Origin of the sequence: Serratia sp. BNK-23 (genome assembly GCF_047456145.1) — a bacterium.
GTDB classification, from domain to species: Bacteria; Pseudomonadota; Gammaproteobacteria; order Enterobacterales; family Enterobacteriaceae; genus Serratia; species Serratia nematodiphila.
In genome coordinates, this window is record NZ_CP179900.1 from 1,599,529 (window position 1) to 1,616,080 (window position 16,552).

Annotated in this window: 17 protein-coding genes and 1 tRNA gene; 14 read left to right on the plus strand and 4 right to left on the minus strand. The window is 57.0% G+C overall.

The features are described 5' to 3' along the window. The first annotated feature begins 588 nt into the window (after nucleotides 1-588). From ACMGF9_RS07510 to ACMGF9_RS07520, 3 genes are all read left to right on the plus strand, one after another. The gene (locus ACMGF9_RS07510; RefSeq protein ID WP_016927031.1) at nucleotides 589-1,713 is read left to right on the plus strand and encodes a hypothetical protein; all 1,125 of its coding nucleotides are present in this window, start codon (nucleotides 589-591) and stop codon (nucleotides 1,711-1,713) included. A 219-nt stretch (nucleotides 1,714-1,932) separates the two neighbouring features. Next, on the plus strand, nucleotides 1,933-2,298 hold the full coding sequence (locus ACMGF9_RS07515; RefSeq protein ID WP_004935528.1) for a diacylglycerol kinase: 366 nt from the start codon (nucleotides 1,933-1,935) through the stop codon (nucleotides 2,296-2,298). Nucleotides 2,299-2,390: 92 nt separating this feature from the next. Further along, on the plus strand, nucleotides 2,391-3,290 hold the full coding sequence (locus ACMGF9_RS07520; RefSeq protein ID WP_325994597.1) for a LysR family transcriptional regulator: 900 nt from the start codon (nucleotides 2,391-2,393) through the stop codon (nucleotides 3,288-3,290). Here the strand turns inward: ACMGF9_RS07520 and ACMGF9_RS07525 are convergent. Continuing rightward, nucleotides 3,265-4,071 (minus strand): substrate-binding domain-containing protein, encoded by an 807-nt coding sequence (locus ACMGF9_RS07525; protein WP_273890012.1) that lies wholly within the window; start codon nucleotides 4,069-4,071, stop codon nucleotides 3,265-3,267. The genes ACMGF9_RS07520 and ACMGF9_RS07525 overlap by 26 nt on opposite strands. Before the next feature lie 26 nt (nucleotides 4,072-4,097). After that, nucleotides 4,098-5,393, minus strand: a complete 1,296-nt coding sequence (locus tag ACMGF9_RS07530; protein ID WP_004935508.1) for an MFS transporter — start codon at nucleotides 5,391-5,393, stop codon at nucleotides 4,098-4,100. A 435-nt stretch (nucleotides 5,394-5,828) separates the two neighbouring features. Here ACMGF9_RS07530 and ACMGF9_RS07535 point away from each other — a divergent pair, with 435 nt between their 5' ends. Together ACMGF9_RS07535 and ACMGF9_RS07540 are read left to right on the plus strand one after the other, a co-directional pair. Then, nucleotides 5,829-6,182 carry a type II toxin-antitoxin system RelE/ParE family toxin gene (locus ACMGF9_RS07535; RefSeq protein ID WP_015378478.1) on the plus strand — a complete coding sequence of 118 codons (354 nt, stop codon included), beginning with the start codon at nucleotides 5,829-5,831 and terminating at the stop codon, nucleotides 6,180-6,182. Between the two features lie 4 nt (nucleotides 6,183-6,186). Beyond that, nucleotides 6,187-6,489, plus strand: a complete 303-nt coding sequence (locus ACMGF9_RS07540; RefSeq protein ID WP_004935502.1) for an XRE family transcriptional regulator — start codon at nucleotides 6,187-6,189, stop codon at nucleotides 6,487-6,489. 122 nt (nucleotides 6,490-6,611) lie between these two features. Here ACMGF9_RS07540 and ACMGF9_RS07545 read toward each other — a convergent pair whose 3' ends face one another. Beyond that, complete coding sequence (locus ACMGF9_RS07545; RefSeq protein ID WP_088381767.1) at nucleotides 6,612-7,520, minus strand: LysR family transcriptional regulator; 909 nt, start codon at nucleotides 7,518-7,520, stop codon at nucleotides 6,612-6,614. A gap of 138 nt (nucleotides 7,521-7,658) precedes the next feature. Between ACMGF9_RS07545 and ACMGF9_RS07550 the strand changes: the two genes are divergently transcribed. The 7 genes from ACMGF9_RS07550 to ACMGF9_RS07580 all read left to right on the plus strand — a co-directional run bounded on the left by ACMGF9_RS07550 (nucleotide 7,659) and on the right by ACMGF9_RS07580 (nucleotide 13,693). Then, nucleotides 7,659-8,579 carry an alpha/beta hydrolase gene (locus ACMGF9_RS07550; RefSeq protein WP_031300707.1) on the plus strand — a complete coding sequence of 307 codons (921 nt, stop codon included), beginning with the start codon at nucleotides 7,659-7,661 and terminating at the stop codon, nucleotides 8,577-8,579. Continuing rightward, nucleotides 8,579-9,514, plus strand: a complete 936-nt coding sequence (locus tag ACMGF9_RS07555) for an alpha/beta hydrolase (RefSeq protein WP_088381766.1) — start codon at nucleotides 8,579-8,581, stop codon at nucleotides 9,512-9,514. The genes ACMGF9_RS07550 and ACMGF9_RS07555 overlap by 1 nt, the downstream gene beginning before the upstream one ends. A 15-nt stretch (nucleotides 9,515-9,529) precedes the next feature. After that, entirely contained in the window at nucleotides 9,530-10,165 is a 636-nt protein-coding gene (locus ACMGF9_RS07560) for an SDR family oxidoreductase (protein ID WP_015378474.1), read from the plus strand. Between the two features lie 42 nt (nucleotides 10,166-10,207). Continuing rightward, the gene (locus ACMGF9_RS07565) at nucleotides 10,208-10,936 is read left to right on the plus strand and encodes an SDR family oxidoreductase (RefSeq protein ID WP_414160178.1); all 729 of its coding nucleotides are present in this window, start codon (nucleotides 10,208-10,210) and stop codon (nucleotides 10,934-10,936) included. A 64-nt stretch (nucleotides 10,937-11,000) separates the two neighbouring features. Next, the gene (locus ACMGF9_RS07570; protein WP_414160179.1) at nucleotides 11,001-11,834 is read left to right on the plus strand and encodes an SDR family NAD(P)-dependent oxidoreductase; all 834 of its coding nucleotides are present in this window, start codon (nucleotides 11,001-11,003) and stop codon (nucleotides 11,832-11,834) included. 20 nt (nucleotides 11,835-11,854) lie between these two features. After that, nucleotides 11,855-12,505 (plus strand): flavodoxin family protein, encoded by a 651-nt coding sequence (locus ACMGF9_RS07575; protein WP_015378471.1) that lies wholly within the window; start codon nucleotides 11,855-11,857, stop codon nucleotides 12,503-12,505. Between the two features lie 60 nt (nucleotides 12,506-12,565). Next, nucleotides 12,566-13,693: an NADH-dependent flavin oxidoreductase gene (locus tag ACMGF9_RS07580; RefSeq protein WP_021505879.1), complete on the plus strand. Its 1,128-nt coding sequence runs from the start codon at nucleotides 12,566-12,568 to the stop codon at nucleotides 13,691-13,693. A 191-nt stretch (nucleotides 13,694-13,884) separates the two neighbouring features. Here ACMGF9_RS07580 and ACMGF9_RS07585 read toward each other — a convergent pair. Next, nucleotides 13,885-13,960 (minus strand) — tRNA-Asn (locus ACMGF9_RS07585). 433 nt (nucleotides 13,961-14,393) lie between these two features. Between ACMGF9_RS07585 and ACMGF9_RS07590 the strand changes: the two genes are divergently transcribed. Beyond that, entirely contained in the window at nucleotides 14,394-15,512 is a 1,119-nt protein-coding gene (locus ACMGF9_RS07590; RefSeq protein WP_033632602.1) for a branched-chain amino acid ABC transporter substrate-binding protein, read from the plus strand. 124 nt (nucleotides 15,513-15,636) lie between these two features. Continuing rightward, complete coding sequence (locus ACMGF9_RS07595) at nucleotides 15,637-16,551, plus strand: ABC transporter permease subunit (protein WP_004928592.1); 915 nt, start codon at nucleotides 15,637-15,639, stop codon at nucleotides 16,549-16,551. The last annotated feature ends 1 nt before the right edge of the window (nucleotide 16,552 follow it).

Sequence of the window (16,552 nt, forward strand, 5' to 3'; positions counted from 1 at the left end):
CATGCCGGTTATTAACCGGGCAGAGCGTGAGTAGCCCGAGTTATCAGCCTTGAGCGGCACCCTGGCGAGATATGAGAGACTATTGTAATATCCGGACTTCGCCGTTCTTTAGTCTGCATCTGTCGGGCAGGAAATAACTGTCGGCTCATAGGTTATGACCTCATGCATGGCTATCTTGGAACTTAAACACTTCCTAAACAGTATGCCGCAAGAAATTCAAAAGTGAACGATTCATTTAAGGCTAATCTTAAAAATAGCATTAAGTGGTAAAAATGGCGGCGCACCTCCTGATTAAAGTCGGTACACTAAAAGCGGCGAGTTTCTTTTACCATAACAGCACGAAATAATAAAAGAGCACTATTAGCGTAGCCTGGCTGCGCCGCTTTCTGTTTCCTTTTTTTATCAATTATGGACATCACAGGGTGAATGTCAGGCAACACGTTGCTGATTCGCCGAGGGGGAATATTCGGTTTTTCTTATCAGTGAGCCGGAGGCAATACACAATTCAATAAAAGGCAACAGCATAAAAAATGCTAAAGGCGTTGTCGCGTGCTTATTTAATTATTTTATTAAAACGTAAGGCTATTTATGATCCGTATTGAGAAAGTTCTGGATAAACGCGAACTTAAAGAATTTATTGCTTTCCCCTCGCAACTGTTTCGCGATGATCCGAACTGGATTGAGCCGCTGCATGTAGAGCGCGAAGAGCACCTGTCAAAGAAGAATCCCGGGACCGACCATATTGAATGGCAGGCATGGGTGGCCAAAAAACAGGGCAAAGTGGTTGGGCGCATCACTGCGCAAATCGATTCTCTGCACCGGGAGCTGCATGGTGAGGATACCGGCCATTTCGGCATGATTGACGCCGTTGACGATCCCGCCGTGTTCAGCACCTTATTCACGGTAGCGGAGGAGTGGCTGAGGTCGAAAGGCGCGCGTAAAATCACCGGGCCATTCAGCCTCAATATCAATCAGGAAAGCGGCCTGTTGGTCGAAGGGTTCGATACCCCGCCTTCTGCCCTGATGACGCACGCGAAACCTTACTACGCGGCCCAGATAGCGCAGCAGGGCTACAGTGAAGGGATTGATTTGCTTGCCTATTGGATGAAAAGAACCGACCTGCATTTTTCGCCGTCGTTAACCCGGATGATGGATCAGGTGCGTAAAAAGGTGACCGTCCGCCGTCTCAATCGCAAGCGCTTTCGCGAGGAGATGCAGGTGCTGCGCGAGGTGTTCAACTCCGGGTGGCAACATAACTGGGGGTTTGTCCCGTTCACCGAGCACGAGTTCGCCACCATGGGGGATCAGCTGAAGTTCCTGGTGCCCGACGATATGATCCATATCGCCGAGGTGGATGGCGCCCCCTGCGCCTTTATCGTCGGTCTGCCGAACATTAACGAAGCGATTGCCGATCTGCAGGGGCGTTTATTGCCGTTCGGCTGGGCGAAGCTATTGTGGCGCCTGAAAGTCAGCGGCGTGCGCACCGCGCGCGTGCCGTTGATGGGCGTACGCCAGGAATATCAATTCAGCCGCATCGGGCCCATTATTGCGCTGCTGCTGATTGAGGCGCTGCGCGAGCCTTTCGCGAAGCGCAATATCGACGCGCTGGAAATGTCGTGGATCCTGGAAACCAATACCGGCATGCGGACGATTTTAGAACGCATCGGCGCGGTGCCGTACAAGCGTTACCGCTTGTACGAGAAAACGCTTTAAGCGGCTGATATCGCGTCCCTTTTTGACGCTCCCAGAATAATAACCGCGCCAGGGCATTTTCGGGCGGTGGCGTTTCAGGAGCAGGGGGACGGCGAGTGAGTGAATGCATCGTTTCCTGAAAGAGAACGGTTAAGGTTTTTAATTAATAAACTCGAGATAAATTCACGCTGCGTGATTTATTTGCGAGTGACTGTCGCAGTTTTGACGAGAGCTGATTGTATGCCTGTGGAAAAGAAAAAAGGAATAAGCCGATTAACCTACAGCATTAGGAATTCCTGGGCCGGGTTTATTGATGCTGTGCTTACCGAAGATGCGTTCCGCCAATTATTGGTTATTAACGCCATTTTACTGGTTGTTACATTTGGTTTAGATATTACAAATATAGAAAGGCTGTTATTAATCACCTGCAGTTTTCTGCTATTGGTGGTTGAGCTGCTTAATACGGCGATTGAAACCGTAGTCGATCGCATTTCGCTGGAATTGCATCCGTTATCCAAACGCGCCAAAGATTTGGGCGGCGCAGCGCAGCTGGTAGCCGTGGTGATGACTATCATTATTTGGGGAATGGTGCTGCTGGGGCGATAGGGGCTTGGGTGGTTCAACCACCAGGCCGGTTACCGTGGTGATATAAGCGGTTATCATCGTTGTTTTGCGTTCAGCAAGGAGAGTATGCCGCTATGCCCGTGAATTTTGATCTCAACGATCTCTATGCGTTTCGCGCGCTGGTGGAGTACGGCAATTTTCGGCTGGCCGCAGAGTCCATCTGCCTGTCGCAGTCGGCGCTGAGCCGCAGGATTGAGAAGCTGGAAAACGCGCTGGGCAGCAAACTGTTCGATCGCACCACCCGGCGCGTGACCTTGACGCTGTACGGGCAGGCCTTTGCCGAGCGTTCGGATCAGCTGCTGATGAACGTCGAAGCGGTGTTGGCCGATATCGACAAGGTCAGCCAGGAGCGTACCGGGCTGGTTACCGTCGCCACGGTGCCCTCGGCGGCCTACTATTTCATGCCCGACGTGATACGCCGTTTCCGGCTGCGTTATCCGCGCGTGCGCGTCAAGCTGATCGACGGCAGCGCAGGTAATGTCATCGAGGCGGTCACCGGCGGCCAGGCCGATTTCGGCATCTGCTTCGCCGGGCGGCTGCAGCCTAATCTTGAATTTGTGCCGTTGGTGGGGGACGTCTATGTGGCTGCCTGCCGGCGCGACCATCCGCTCGCCGCTAAAAAGAGCCTCACCTGGCAAGAGTTCTATCAGCAGGATTACGTCTCGCTGGATAAAACCTCCGGCAATCGCAATCTGCTCGATCAGCGCCTGGAACACCTCGTGCCGGAACGCCCCAGCGTGTGTGAAACTCGCCATGTGACGACCATGCTGGGCATGGTTGAGGCGGGCATCGGCATTGCCGCCGTGCCCGCCATGTCGATGCCCGCTTCAGAGCACTCGGTGTTGACGTCGGTGCCGCTGGTCGATCCGGTGGTGAAACGTACCGTGGGTCTCATCAGACGCGGCGGCCGCATGCAGTCTTTCGTCGCCGCCGAGCTGGAAAAGCTGATTACTGAACAGTATCACTCTGCTTGACCGGCTGCGGCGCCGGCACGGTTCGCATGCCGGTCGCGCGAATGGTCGGCTGCGCCTGAGGGGAAGCGAGGAAGTCCAGCAGCGCTTTGCCTTCGCGGCGGTGCTCCGCCTTGGCGGTTACCGCGCCCGCGAAGCGGGTGATGTACTGCACGTTTTCCGGCAGCTCGCCGATAAAGGTCACGCCCGCCACGGGCAGCAATTCGCTGACCTGCTGGAAGCCCAGCGCGTATTTCCCCTGCGCTACTTCAGAGGCCACCGGAATGCGCTCAACCTTATGTGCTTTCCCTTTCACCTGTTCCTCGATGCCCAGCTTTTTGAACAGTTGGCCGCTGACATAGCGGCCGCTGGCGCTGTCGGAATAGGCGAAAGAGTTCGCCTGCAGCAAGACATTGCGCAGGTCGGCATCCGTTTTTATCACCGGCTTGGGCGCGCCCTGTTTCACCACCATGCCGATCGGCGAATCGGCCAGCTCCACGCGCGAACCCGGCTGGGTCCAGCGCTCTTTTTCCAGTTGGGTGAGCGCGTCGCCCACCATGATCAGCACATCGGCTTGCTCTCCGCGCGCCAGCCGCGCGGGGATCGCCTGCGGCGTTTTGCCCATCGAGGGGCCGGACACCAGAATGATTTTGTCGCCACTTTGAGCTTCATATTCCGGAGCCAGCTTCTCTAGTGCGGCTTTGAAGCCGCCGGAGATCATGACGGTCACGTCTTTGGCCAGCGCCGCCGTACTGCAGGAGGCGCACACCAGCGCGGCGAGGATCGAACGAGTGAGTTTTTGCATGGCATCATTCCTTTTGAGATGGCGGCTTAGCGCGCGGTTTGCAGCGGCATGGCGATGCGGCGATACATATACAGCGTCGCCAGCAGGGCGCACAGCGCGGCGAAGCTCATCCAGTAGCCCGGTGAAGCCTTGTCGCCGGTGTATTCGATCAACGCGGTGGAGACTACCGGCGTAAAGCCGCCGAACACCGCCGTCGCCAGGCTGTAGGCCAGCGAGAACCCGGCCACCCGCACTTCCGTTGGCATGATCTCCGTCAACGCCGGGATCATAGCGCCGTTGTAGAGGCCGTAAATGAAGGACAGCCACAGCAGCACGGCCAGCATCATGCCGAAGCTGGGGGCGGCGGCGAGCAGGCTCAGCGCCGGGTAGGCGGTGGCCAACGTCAGCAACGTCATGGCGACCAGCACCGGTTTGCGGCCGAAACGATCCGACAGCGCGCCGCCGATGGGCAGCCAGATGAAGTTAGAGATCGCCACCAGCAGGGTGACCAGCAAGCTGTCGGAGGCGCTGAGCAGCAGCACCTTTTTGCCGAAGGTCGGTGCATAGACGGTGATCAGGTAAAACGCGGTGGTGGTCATGGCGACCATCAGCATGCCGGCGATCACCACCGGCCAGTTTTTCAGCAGGGTTTTAAACACGTCGCGCATCGCCAGGTGGTGACGGCGAGCGGTAAATTCCTGCGTCTCTTCCAGCTTGCGGCGCAGGAAGAAGATGAAGGGAACGATCAGGCAGCCGAACAGGAAAGGCAGGCGCCAGCCCCATTCGCGAATGGCGCTTTCTTCCAGCGCCGCATTGAGCGCGAAGCCCATGGCCGCCGCCACCATGATCGCCACCTGCTGGCTGCCGGACTGCCAGCTGGTGTAGAAGCCTTTACGGCCCGGCGTGGCGATTTCGGCCAGATAGACGGACACGCCGCCCAGCTCCGCGCCCGCCGAGAAGCCTTGCAACAGACGCCCGCACAGCACCAGCAGCGGCGCCCAAAGCCCGATGCTCTGGTAAGAGGGGATCAATACGATCAGGAAGGTGCCCGCGGCCATGATCGACAGGGTGACGATCAGCCCTTTGCGGCGGCCGACTTTATCGATGTAAGCGCCCAGCACGATGGCGCCGATCGGGCGCATCAAAAAGCCCGCGCCGAATACCGCGAAGGTCATCATCAGCGAGGCGAACTCGCTGCTGGCCGGGAAAAAGGTGTGTGCGATGTAGGTAGCGTAAAAGCCGAACAGGAAAAAATCGAACTGCTCTAAAAAGTTGCCGGAGGTGACGCGCAGTATCGCGCCGGATCTGGCCCGGATGGTCATGGGTGAGGTAGAGGAATGCATCGTTATCTCCAGTTTGTTATTGGCGCCTGACGCCGCGCCTGTTGCTGAAGACTCGCTCAGGAAAATAAAGTAAATAAGCGCAATAAACGCATGGCGCGATGCGTTTAGCGCATCAATCGGCGTTAACAATGTTGCCTAACCCGATGTAACGTGGCGTTAACAAGTTTGTCGCTCATCGCCCGCTGCGCAGAACGCCGAAAACGTTATGCGCTTTTTGTGACAGGGTTCATAAAGGGGCGGCGGGGAAGCGCCCCGTGCCTCTGAACGATTATTCGATACCGCGCGTAAAAAGGTGAATGCCGCGCACTGCGTTTGCAAAATGCGTGGATGTACGTTCAGCCTTGCAGTAACAACGCATGCCTTTGCATGCCATCCCAGTGCCTCTCTGCTATAGCTTTACATCTATATAGCTATTGATCTATATTTTAGGGGCCCGTGTGGGAAATTAAAACAACGGATGCATTTGATCATTGGTTCAGATCACTCAGCGATGCCGACCGGGCCTGCGTGCTTGCTGCATTGATGGTCCTGCGGGAAAAAGGGCCCGGCTTGCCCAGACCCTATGCCGATACGGTTAAAGGCTCGCGTTACAGCAACATGAAAGAGCTGCGTATTCAGAGCCGTGGCGAACCGTTGCGGGCATTCTTCGCCTTCGATCCGTACCGCGTCGGCATGGTGCTTTGCGCGGGCAATAAAGCGGGCGATGAAAAACGTTTTTACGATCGAATGCTGCAGATTGCCGATCGGGAATTCACGAATTGGCTGAACACACTAAAAGAGAAGGAGTGACGCGATGGGCAGAACGCTGGAACAGCTTATTGCGGAGGAAAAGCCCGAGGTCGTGGCCGAAGCGCAGGCAATGGCGACGGACATTATGCTGAACATCCATCTTGCCGAGCTGCGCGAGAAGGTGCAGAAAACCCAGGTTGAAATGGCGCAGGCGCTGGGTATCCGGCAACCGACCGTCGCCGTGATGGAAAAACCGGGCCGCGATCTGAAACTGTCTTCGCTTAAACGCTATGTTGAGGCGGCCGGCGGCAAACTGCGCCTGGATGTCGAACTGCCGGACGGTTCGCACTACGAATTTGTGCTGTAAGCGCTAACGGCAGAAAAGCACAAAGCCCGCTCAGGTCTTCCTGAGCGGGCTTTTCTCAACCAGAGTTTCTCTGACAGGAGACGATACCTGTGCCTGTCGGAGTGGATTCAGGCGGCAGCACGCTATTTGGGCTTCTGCGCGTCGTTAAACCTAAGCACATCGATAAGCAAAGAAAAGGCCGATCCTGGGTGCTTGCGGTGTGGGTAGTAAAGATGATACCCCGGTAAGTCCGGGGTGAACTTGTCCAGCACGCGGACGAGTTTTTTCTCGTCAAGGGCGTTCTGCACCTGATCGCAAGGCAGGTAGGCCAGGCCGTGCCCGTCGAGAGCGGCGTCCAGGATCAGGTCGATGGTGTTTAACAACAGTTGGCCTTGCATGCGAACCCGAACTTCACGTCCGCCGCGCATGAGCCGCCAACGGTTGGCGGTGCCCGATGTAGGAAGATAGAGGTTAATCGCCTGATGATCGACCAGTTGCGCCACCGAGGTCGGGGTGCCTCGCCGGGCAAGATAATCCGGCGCGCCAACGATCGCCATCGGAATATCAGGCCCAATCCGCACGGCAATCATATCCTTATCCATCTCTCCCCCCAGACGGACGCCGGCATCGAAACGTTCTGCGACCACATCGCTAAGACCATAATCGATGATGAGCTGCACGTTAATTTCTGGGTGAGATTTCAGCAGCATGCGCATGGCGGGCAGCAAAAGGGTTTTAGCGGCATGCTCCACCGTGGTGATGCGTATGGTGCCGGAAGGGCGGTTGCGCAGCTCGCCCAGTGAAGTCATGACGGAATCCAGGTCTTGCAGCATGGGACCCAGGGTCGACAAGAGCTGCTCTCCGGCCTCGGTGGGCACTACGCTGCGCGTGGTGCGCGTCAGCAGACGAAACCCCAGCCGTTCTTCGATGCGGCGGACGATCTGGCTTAACGCCGACTGCGCCATGCCCAGGCGAGCCGCGGCCCGGGTGAAGCTGCGCTCCTCGGCGACCACCACAAATGCCACCAAATCGGCTATCTCATCACGTTTCATCTCTGTTTTCCGTTCGGCTGATTAATCATTTAAGTGATAGGTCTAATCATTATTTAGGGTCTAATCATCTTAATGTTCAATGTCTATAGTGAGAATCAGAAACGATGCAGTTAACCGACCACCCTGATGAGGAACCGGATGATGAACCAGAAAATCAGCTTCACGAATAGCAATAACCCAACCATCGATCTTTCCGCAGTGCTCTACTTCCCGCCGGCCTTCGACGCGGGCCGTCAGTATCCGGCCATCGTCGTTTCTCACCCGGGGGGCGGCGTGAAAGAGCAAACCGCCGGCACCTATGCCGCAAAACTGGCGGAGCAGGGGTTCGTGACCGTGGCTTACGATGCCTCTTATCAGGGGGAAAGCGGCGGCGAACCCCGTCAGTTGGAAAACCCTTATATCCGCACCGAAGATGTCAGCGCGGTGATTGATTACCTGACCACGCTGCCTTATGTCGACAACGAGCGCATTGGCGCGATGGGCATTTGCGCCGGTGCGGGCTATACCGCCAACGCCGCGATCCAGGATCGCCGCATCAAGGCTATCGGCACCGTCAGCGCCGTCAATATCGGCTCGATGTTCCGCAACGGGTGGGAAAACAATGTGAAGTCCATTGATGCGCTGCCGTACGTTGAGGCGGGCTCCAACGCCCGCACCGGCGATATCAGCAGCGGTGAACATGCCACCATGCCGCTGGCGCCGATGAAAGAATCCGATGCGCCGAACGAAGAGCTGCGCCAGGCCTGGGAGTATTACCACACCCCGCGCGCGCAATATCCGACGGCGCCCGGCTATGCGACGCTGCGCAGCCTCAACCAGATCATTACCTACGACGCCTACCATATGGCCGAAGTGTATCTGACCCAGCCGATGCAGATCGTGGCGGGCAGCGTGGCGGGCAGTAAATGGATGAGTGACGATTTATACGACCGCGCCGCGAGCAGCGACAAGCGTTACCACATCGTCGAAGGCGCGAATCATATGGAATTGTATGACGGTAAAGCCTATGTCGCCGAAGCCGTTTCCGTCTTGGCGCCGTTCTTTGAGGAGACGCTGTAATGAAAAATGTTCGCATCCAAAGCGCCGATATGGCCTGGCACATCGCCGCCCACATTCAGCTGCCGCCGGGGTTCGATGAATCCAAGCGCTACCCGACGGTGGTCAGCGTCCATCCTTTCGGCAGCTGCAAGGAACAAACCTCCGGCAATGTTTACGGTAAGGCGTTGGCGGAGCAGGGGTACGTCGTTATCGCCTATGACGCCAGTTTTCAGGGGGAGTCGGGCGGGGCGCCGCGCTGGATAGAAGATCCGACCCAGCGGGTGGAAGACATCAGCCGCGTCATCGACTATGCCGTCACCTTGCCGTATGTCGATGCGGAGCGTATCGGCGTGCTGGGCATTTGCGGCGGCGGCGGTTATGCCGTCAATGCCACGCTGACAGAGAAACGCATCAAAGCCGTGGTGAGCATCACCGGCGTTAATATTGGGCGACTCTTCCGCGAAGGCTTCAGCGGCTACGATCCGCTGGGCGCGCTGAGCGCGATGGCTGCGCAGCGCACCCGGGAAGCGCGGGGCGGAGAGCTTCAGGTCAATGAACTGCTGCCCGCCAGTCCTCAAGAGGCAACGGCCCATGGGCTCACCGAACGCGACGTTTTCGAAGCGACAGACTATTACAAGACCGCGCGCGGTCAACAGCCGGGTGGCGCGACGCGCATGTTGTTCTCGCATGCGCAAAAAACGCTGGCCTGGGATGCCTTCGCCTTTACCGAGGTGCTGCTGACTCAGCCGGTGATGGTGGTGGTGGGCGAGAAAGTCGGTGCCTTCGGCGCCTATCGCGATGGCATGGAAGTCTATGGGCGCGCAACGGCTTCAGCGCATCGCGAGCTGGTCTCGTTAGCGGACTTTTCACATTACGAGCTGTATGACAAACCGGAAGCCGTTCGCGCAGCGATGGACAAGGTGCTGCCGTTTTTGGCCGCGCACCTGGGTGAATAACCGATGGAGAACACCATGAAGAATGTATTGATCCTTGGCGCCGGCGGCCAAATCGCCCGCCATGTTATCGACAGATTGGCGGATGAACAGTCGCTTGTGCAAACGTTGTTCGCTCGCCAGCCGGAAAAAATCCGGTCGCGCCCGGCCAACGGCCGGATCCTTATCGGCGATGTGTTGAACCCGTCCGCATTGGAACAAGCGATGCAGGGCCAGGATCTGGTGTATGCCAACCTGACGGGAGAGGATCTGGATGTGCAGGCTGAGGCGGTGATTGCCGCCATGCAGGCCAGCGGCGTCAAACGCCTGATCTTCGTTCTTTCGCTGGGGATTTATGATGAGGTCCCGGGAAAATTCGGTGAATGGAACAACGCGATCATCGGTGAGCCCCTCAAGCCATTTCGTCGGGCGGCTGACGCGATTGAAGCCTCCGGGCTGGACTACACCATTCTGCGCCCGGCCTGGTTAACGGATGAAGACCTGGTTGACTATGAGCTTACCGCCCGCGATGCGCCGTTCAAAGGAACCATCGTATCGCGCAAGAGCGTCGCCGCTTTAGTTGCCGACATCATCGAGCAACCGAAAAAACATCTGGGTGAGAACATCGGCGTCAACCAGCCGGGCACTGACGGTGACAAGCCGTATTTTATGTAAACACCCGCCATAAAATTTTTCTATAGAGGCAGGACGATGGAGATGAACAGTCTCAGCGGCAAAGTCGCTGTTATCACCGGGGCTTCAAGCGGTATTGGTGAAGCTGCCGCCCGCCGATTGGTTGCGGAAGGCGTTTCGGTCGTGCTGGTAGCAAGACGCAAAGAGCGAATCGGAAGCCTGGCTGCCGAACTGGGCGGGGCCGCCGTCGCCTTTGACGCTGACGTTGCTGATTTAGCTCAGGTCCGGTCACTTTTTAATGAGGTGAAGAGCCGCTTCGGCGGTGTGGATCTGCTTTTCAACAACGCGGGCATGGGGATTTTCGGTCGGTTCGAGGAGAGCTCACCCGAGGGCTGGCAGGAGCAGATCAACGCGAATATGTACGGCGTGTTGAACTGTTCCTACGAAGCTATCCCTCTGATGAAAAATCGCCCCGGCGCAATGATCTCCACGGTATCCAGCGTCGGGGGGAAAAGCAGCGCACCTAACTGGGCCGTGTATTGCGCCACCAAATTTGCAGTCAGGGGGGTCTGTGACGGTTTGCGGCAGGAGCTGGCTGAAGAAGGGATACGCGTGTCATTGATTCATCCGGGGGCGGTACATACGGAATGGGGACACAATGTTTCTGCGGACATGATGCGCGAACGTCGTGATGTCATTCAGGCTCTCATGCCGGATGATGTGGCTCGTGCATTGGTCTATTCATTTGCTCAACCGCCCGGCGTATTACTCGATGACATCGTGATACGCCCTAGTTTGCAATTGACGCTTTAGTGCCTCGACACCGCGTACTGCAATGAGGCAGTACGAGTTTTTAAACCGATTAAGGTGAACAGATATGAATCGCATTTGGTTTGTCACCGGCGCCGCGCGCGGCATGGGCGCCCATATTGTCAGGGCTGCGTTGCAACAGGGAGATTGTGTGGTCGCAACGGGGCGGGATAGGGAAAAATTGCGCCGGACATTCAGCGATGTTGCAGCGGAAAAGATTGAGCTGCTGGAGCTTGATGTTCGTGATGAACATCAGGCGCTGGCTGCTGCAGATGCGGCCGTGAGCCGTTTTGGCTGCATTGATGTATTAGTGAATAATGCCGGGTTCTGTCTGTTGGGGCGTTTTGAAGAAGCGACAGCCGAACAGATAGAGCAGCAATTTTCAACCAACGTTTTCGGCATGGCCAATGTATTGCGCGCGGTGCTGCCGGTGATGCGGCGCCAGCGGAACGGGCGCATTATCAACACCTCTTCCATCGCCGGCGTAAAAGCCGTCGCGAACGCCACATTTTATTCCGCGTCGAAGTTTGCCGTGGAAGGTATGACCCTGGCGTTGGCTGATGAGGTCGCGCCTCTTGGAATTACCGTCACCGCCGTTGAGCCCGGCTTTTTCCGCACCGAATTTCTCAATGACAGTTCTGCCCGGTACGGGGAAAGAAGCATTGCCGATTATGCCGCTTTTGGCAGCGCGCGCGAGCTACTGGCATCCGCCGATGGTCAGCAACAGGGCGATCCTGCCAAACTTGCGCAGGTGATTTGCCGGTTGGTGGAAATGGACACGCCTCCGCGCCAGCTATTAATCGGTAATGATGCTATCGATTTCGTCATGCCGACGTTGCAGTCCCGCATTGAAGAAACGTGGGAGTTTGAGGCGCTCAGCAAGACGACCGATTTTGATTAATGGCATCAAGGCGCTTACCTATGTATGGAACCCTCATCGGTTTGACGGTCGTTTTGCTGGCCATTTTGGGCGTATTGGCCTCTGTCACGCTGATTGAAAATCGACAAGCCGCCCAGTTGGCCAAGATAGAGCCTCATGCGCATTCAGGAGAAAACGCATCGCGTACCGCCGTCGTTTATTTTTCTCGTTCAGGGAATACGGCGCTGGCCGCTCGCCATATCGCTCACCGCCTGGATGCACAGCTCTTCAGGCTTGATGCGCCGAACTATGCCCCTGGCTTGCCGGGGCTGGCGTATGCGCTGAAAGACGCCACTTTGCTGAAAGAGCGGCAGGATGCGTTGCCCGAGATAACGCCGGCCAAGATTGACTTGACGCCGTTTGACACCCTCTGGTTGGGCTCGCCGATCTGGCTATACAGTCCGGCGCCGCCGATTTGGGCTTTTATTGAGAACAGCGATTTCAGCGGTAAACGGGTCATCCTGTTTAATACCCACAACAGCCACTTTTCGGACGAGCATATCGCGCGTTTTAAAGCCCAGGTGCTTGCACGGGGAGCAGTAACTTTCGAGCATCGCACGGTGCTGCGAGGGCGAATGACGCAGCAAATCACACCGGAACAGATGCTGCAATTTATCGATGATCGCTGGCTGGGAACCCCGCTGGCGAAGTGATTTTTTATGATTTTTTATGATTTTTTATTTTAGATCAAAATGTTAAATGCTGAGAGAGTTATGAAAGATCCATTAATGCAGCCATTTTTATTTAAAAACGGTCTTGAGATGCGTAATCGCATCGTGATGGCCCCAATGACCACCTGGTCAGCCAATGATGATGAAACTATTTCAGATGCGGAGTTAGCCTATTATCGGGCACGCGCGACCGGTGTTGGGTTGGTGCTGACAGGCTGTTCCCATGTACAGCGAAATGGCATCGGGTTTACTCATGAGTTCGCGGCCTATGACGATCGCTTTATTCCGAGCCTGAAACGGCTGGCGGATGCCGCTAAAAGCGGCGGCGCGCCGGCGATCCTGCAACTCTTTCACGCGGGAAATAAAGCCGTTCCGGCCTTGATCCCCGATGGCGAGCTCGTTAGCGCCAGTGCGCTAGCCGCACCGGCAGGCCCGTTTAACGATGGCAAAAAAGCCGGCCGCGCGTTAAGCCATGATGAAATTCTGACTGTGATCCGCGATTTTGGCGAAGCCACTCGCCGCGCGATTGAGGCGGGGTTCGATGGCGTGGAATTGCATGGCGCGCATGGTTTCCTGCTCCAAAACTTTTTCTCCCCGTATTTCAATCAGCGCACGGATGAATGGGGCGGTTCGCTAGAGAATCGCATGCGTTTCCCCTTGGAAGTGGCGCGCGAAGTTCGGCGAGTTATCGAACGCCATGCTACGCAGCCTTTCTTATTGGGGTATCGGTTGTCTCCGGAAGAATCCGGCGAAAAGGGACTGCGTATAGATGATTCTCTGGCGTTGGCGAACCAATTGACGGAAGAGGCGCTTATCGATTATTTGCACATCTCGCTGCACCATGTACTGACGGACACCCCTCGGGATGACGATGATGAAAAGGGTACGCTGGCAAGGTTCATTGAGCAGAATAACGGCCGTTTACCGATACTGGCCGCCGGAAAAATCACGTCGTCGGACGTGGCACGGCAAGCGCTGGATGCCGGATTGTCCATGGTCGCTTTGGGACGCGCGATGGTTATGAATCCCCAATGGGTGGAGAGAGTACAATCAGGCCATGAAGGAAGCATGAACGTCAAACTCAATTTGTCGCAAGATCCGGATGAATTACAGATCCCACATAAACTGTGGCAAGCGATTCAAAATACCCCAGGCTGGTTCCCGAGCTGAACCGCCATTGTCATGTTGTCCCTGGGGCGGTGATGATGTGCTGACATGCACCGTAAACCCTATTGAAACACCGGTTAGCGATCCAGGTAACCGGTCGTCATTCCTGGATGAATGAACCCTCTCTTGCAGCGAGTTATAACCCGAAAAGCAAAAAGCCCGCTTAAGTTGCCTTAAGCGGGCTTTTCTAAATATGGCTCCTCTGACTGGACTCGAACCAGTGACATACGGATTAACAGTCCGCCGTTCTACCGACTGAACTACAGAGGAATCGTGTGAACGGGGCGAATAATAGCGGGGCGCCTGGGGTTTGTCAAAGCGCTAAACTGCAAAAAAAGCGCGTTTGCTGGCGGAATGAACATCTTGCGCTGTTTTTCGGCATTTTCCATCGCTGTGCGGTGATTTTGCGGCCCACAACGATTGCACAAGCCTTTGCACGGCGATGGTGCAGGGCCGTTCTCCCTCTCACGCTAGCCGCACTGCCCAGACTCTCGGTTATCCCCGCTACACGCCGCGCTGCAACTGATATGTAGGATGAATAAGCAAACAATATGTATTCGTCGTCACAATGGCTGGATTTTTGCTTACCCATTTTTGGGGAATGCGACTGCGCTCTCAAGAAAATTATTTTCCCCGTCTACACATAAAGTGACTGATCCGCGCCCCAGGGCGTTTCGCTACAACAGTGCTGAGGAAGATAACAATGTCATCGAAATTGATAAAAAGTCCGCTCGCTGCTTTGCTCATCGGTTGTTTAGGTACGGCTTTTTCCGCGCAGGCCGATATCGTCATCGGCGTCGCCGGGCCGTTCTCCGGGCCGAACGCCACCTATGGCGATCAGTATTGGCGCGGGGCTTCGCAGGCGGCGGCGGACATCAACGCCGCCGGCGGCATCAAAGGGGAAAAAATCAAACTGGTGCAGGGGGATGACGCCTGTGAACCGAAACAGGCGGTCGCGGTCGCCAACCGGCTGGTGGATCAGGACAAGGTGTCGGCGGTGGTCGGCCACTTCTGTTCCTCATCCACCATGCCCGCCTCCGAGGTGTATGACGAGGCCGGCATCATCGCCATTACCCCCGGCTCCACCAACCCGCAGATCACCGAGCGCGGCATGAAGAGCATGTTCCGCATGTGCGGGCGCGACGATCAGCAGGGCGTGATCGCCACCAACTACATGTTGGATACGCTGAAGGCCAAGCGCATCGCGGTGATCCACGATAAAGACACCTACGGCCAGGGGTTGGCGGACGCAGCGAAGGCGGCGATGAACAAGCGCGGGGTCAAGGAAGTGCTGTATGAGGGGCTGTCGCGCGGTGAGAAAGACTTCAACGCGCTGGTGACCAAGATCGCCTCGGTCAAGCCTGACGTGGTCTACTTCGGCGGCTGCCATCCGGAAGCCGGGCCGCTGGTGCGCCAGATGCGCGAGCAGGGCGTGACCGCCAAGTTCTTCTCCGGCGACTGCGTGGTGACCGAAGAGCTGGTGACCGCCGCCGGCGGGCCGCAGTACACCAACGGCGTGCTGATGACCTTCGGCAACGATCCGCGCCTGATCCCGGAGGGCAAGGCGGTGATCGCCAAGTTCCGCGCCAGCGGCTTTGAGCCGGAAGGCTACACCCTCTATTCCTACGCCTCGATCCAGGCGATCGCCGCCGCCTTCAACGCCACCGGCGGCAAAGACAGCGCCAAGGCCGCCGAATGGCTGAAGTCACACGACGTGGACACCGTGATGGGCAAGAAAGCCTGGGACCAGAAGGGCGACCTGAAGGTCTCGGACTACGTGGTCTATCAATGGGATGACAAGGGCAAATATCACCAACTGTAAACGGCCTAACCGTGAAGTTATGACCCTATGACCGACGGGCCGCCGCCTTGGCGCGCCCGTTCCGCGATGACCTTTGGGCCGCGTCGGACTGCGTTGGCGGCCTTACCAGGCGAGACTGCTCATTATGGATGTATTCTTTCTGCAACAGCTGATCAACGGCCTGACCCTCGGCGCGGTGTATGGCCTGATCGCCATCGGCTACACCATGGTTTACGGCATCATCGGCATGATTAACTTCGCCCACGGCGAGGTATATATGATCTCCGCCTACCTGTGCGCCATCGGTTTGGCGCTGCTGTCGTTCTTCGGGCTGCACTCGTTTCCGCTGCTGATCCTCGGCACGCTGGTGTTCACCATCGTCATCACCGGGGTGTACGGCTGGGTAATCGAGCGCATCGCCTACAAGCCGCTGCGCAACTCCACCCGCCTGGCGCCGCTGATCTCCGCCATCGGCATGTCGTTAATCCTGCAAAACTACGCGCAGATAAGCCAGGGGCCGCGCCAGCAGGGCATCCCGACGCTGCTGAGCGGCGTGTTCCGCCTGGAGTTCGACGGCGGCGTGGTGCAGATCACCTACACCAAAGTGTTCATTCTGGTGGCGTCGCTGCTCGGCATGGCGATCCTCACCTACATCATTCAGCGCACCCGGCTGGGACGCATCTGCCGCGCCACCCAGCAGGATCGCAAAATGGCCTCGATTCTCGGCATCAATACCGATCGGGTGATCTCGCTGGTGTTCGTGATCGGCGCCGCCATGGCCGGGTTGGCCGGGGTGCTGATCACCATGAACTACGGCACCTTCGATTTTTACGTCGGCTTTATCATTGGCATCAAGGCCTTCACCGCCGCGGTGCTGGGCGGCATCGGATCGCTGCCGGGCGCGATGCTGGGCGGGCTGCTGCTCGGTGTGGCGGAGGCGCAGTTTGCCGGCATGGTGAATTCGGATTACAAGGACGTGTTCTCCTTCGGGTTGCTGGTGGCGATCCTGATCTTCCGTCCGCAGGGCCTGCTCGGCCGGCCCCTGATCGCCAAGGTTTAAG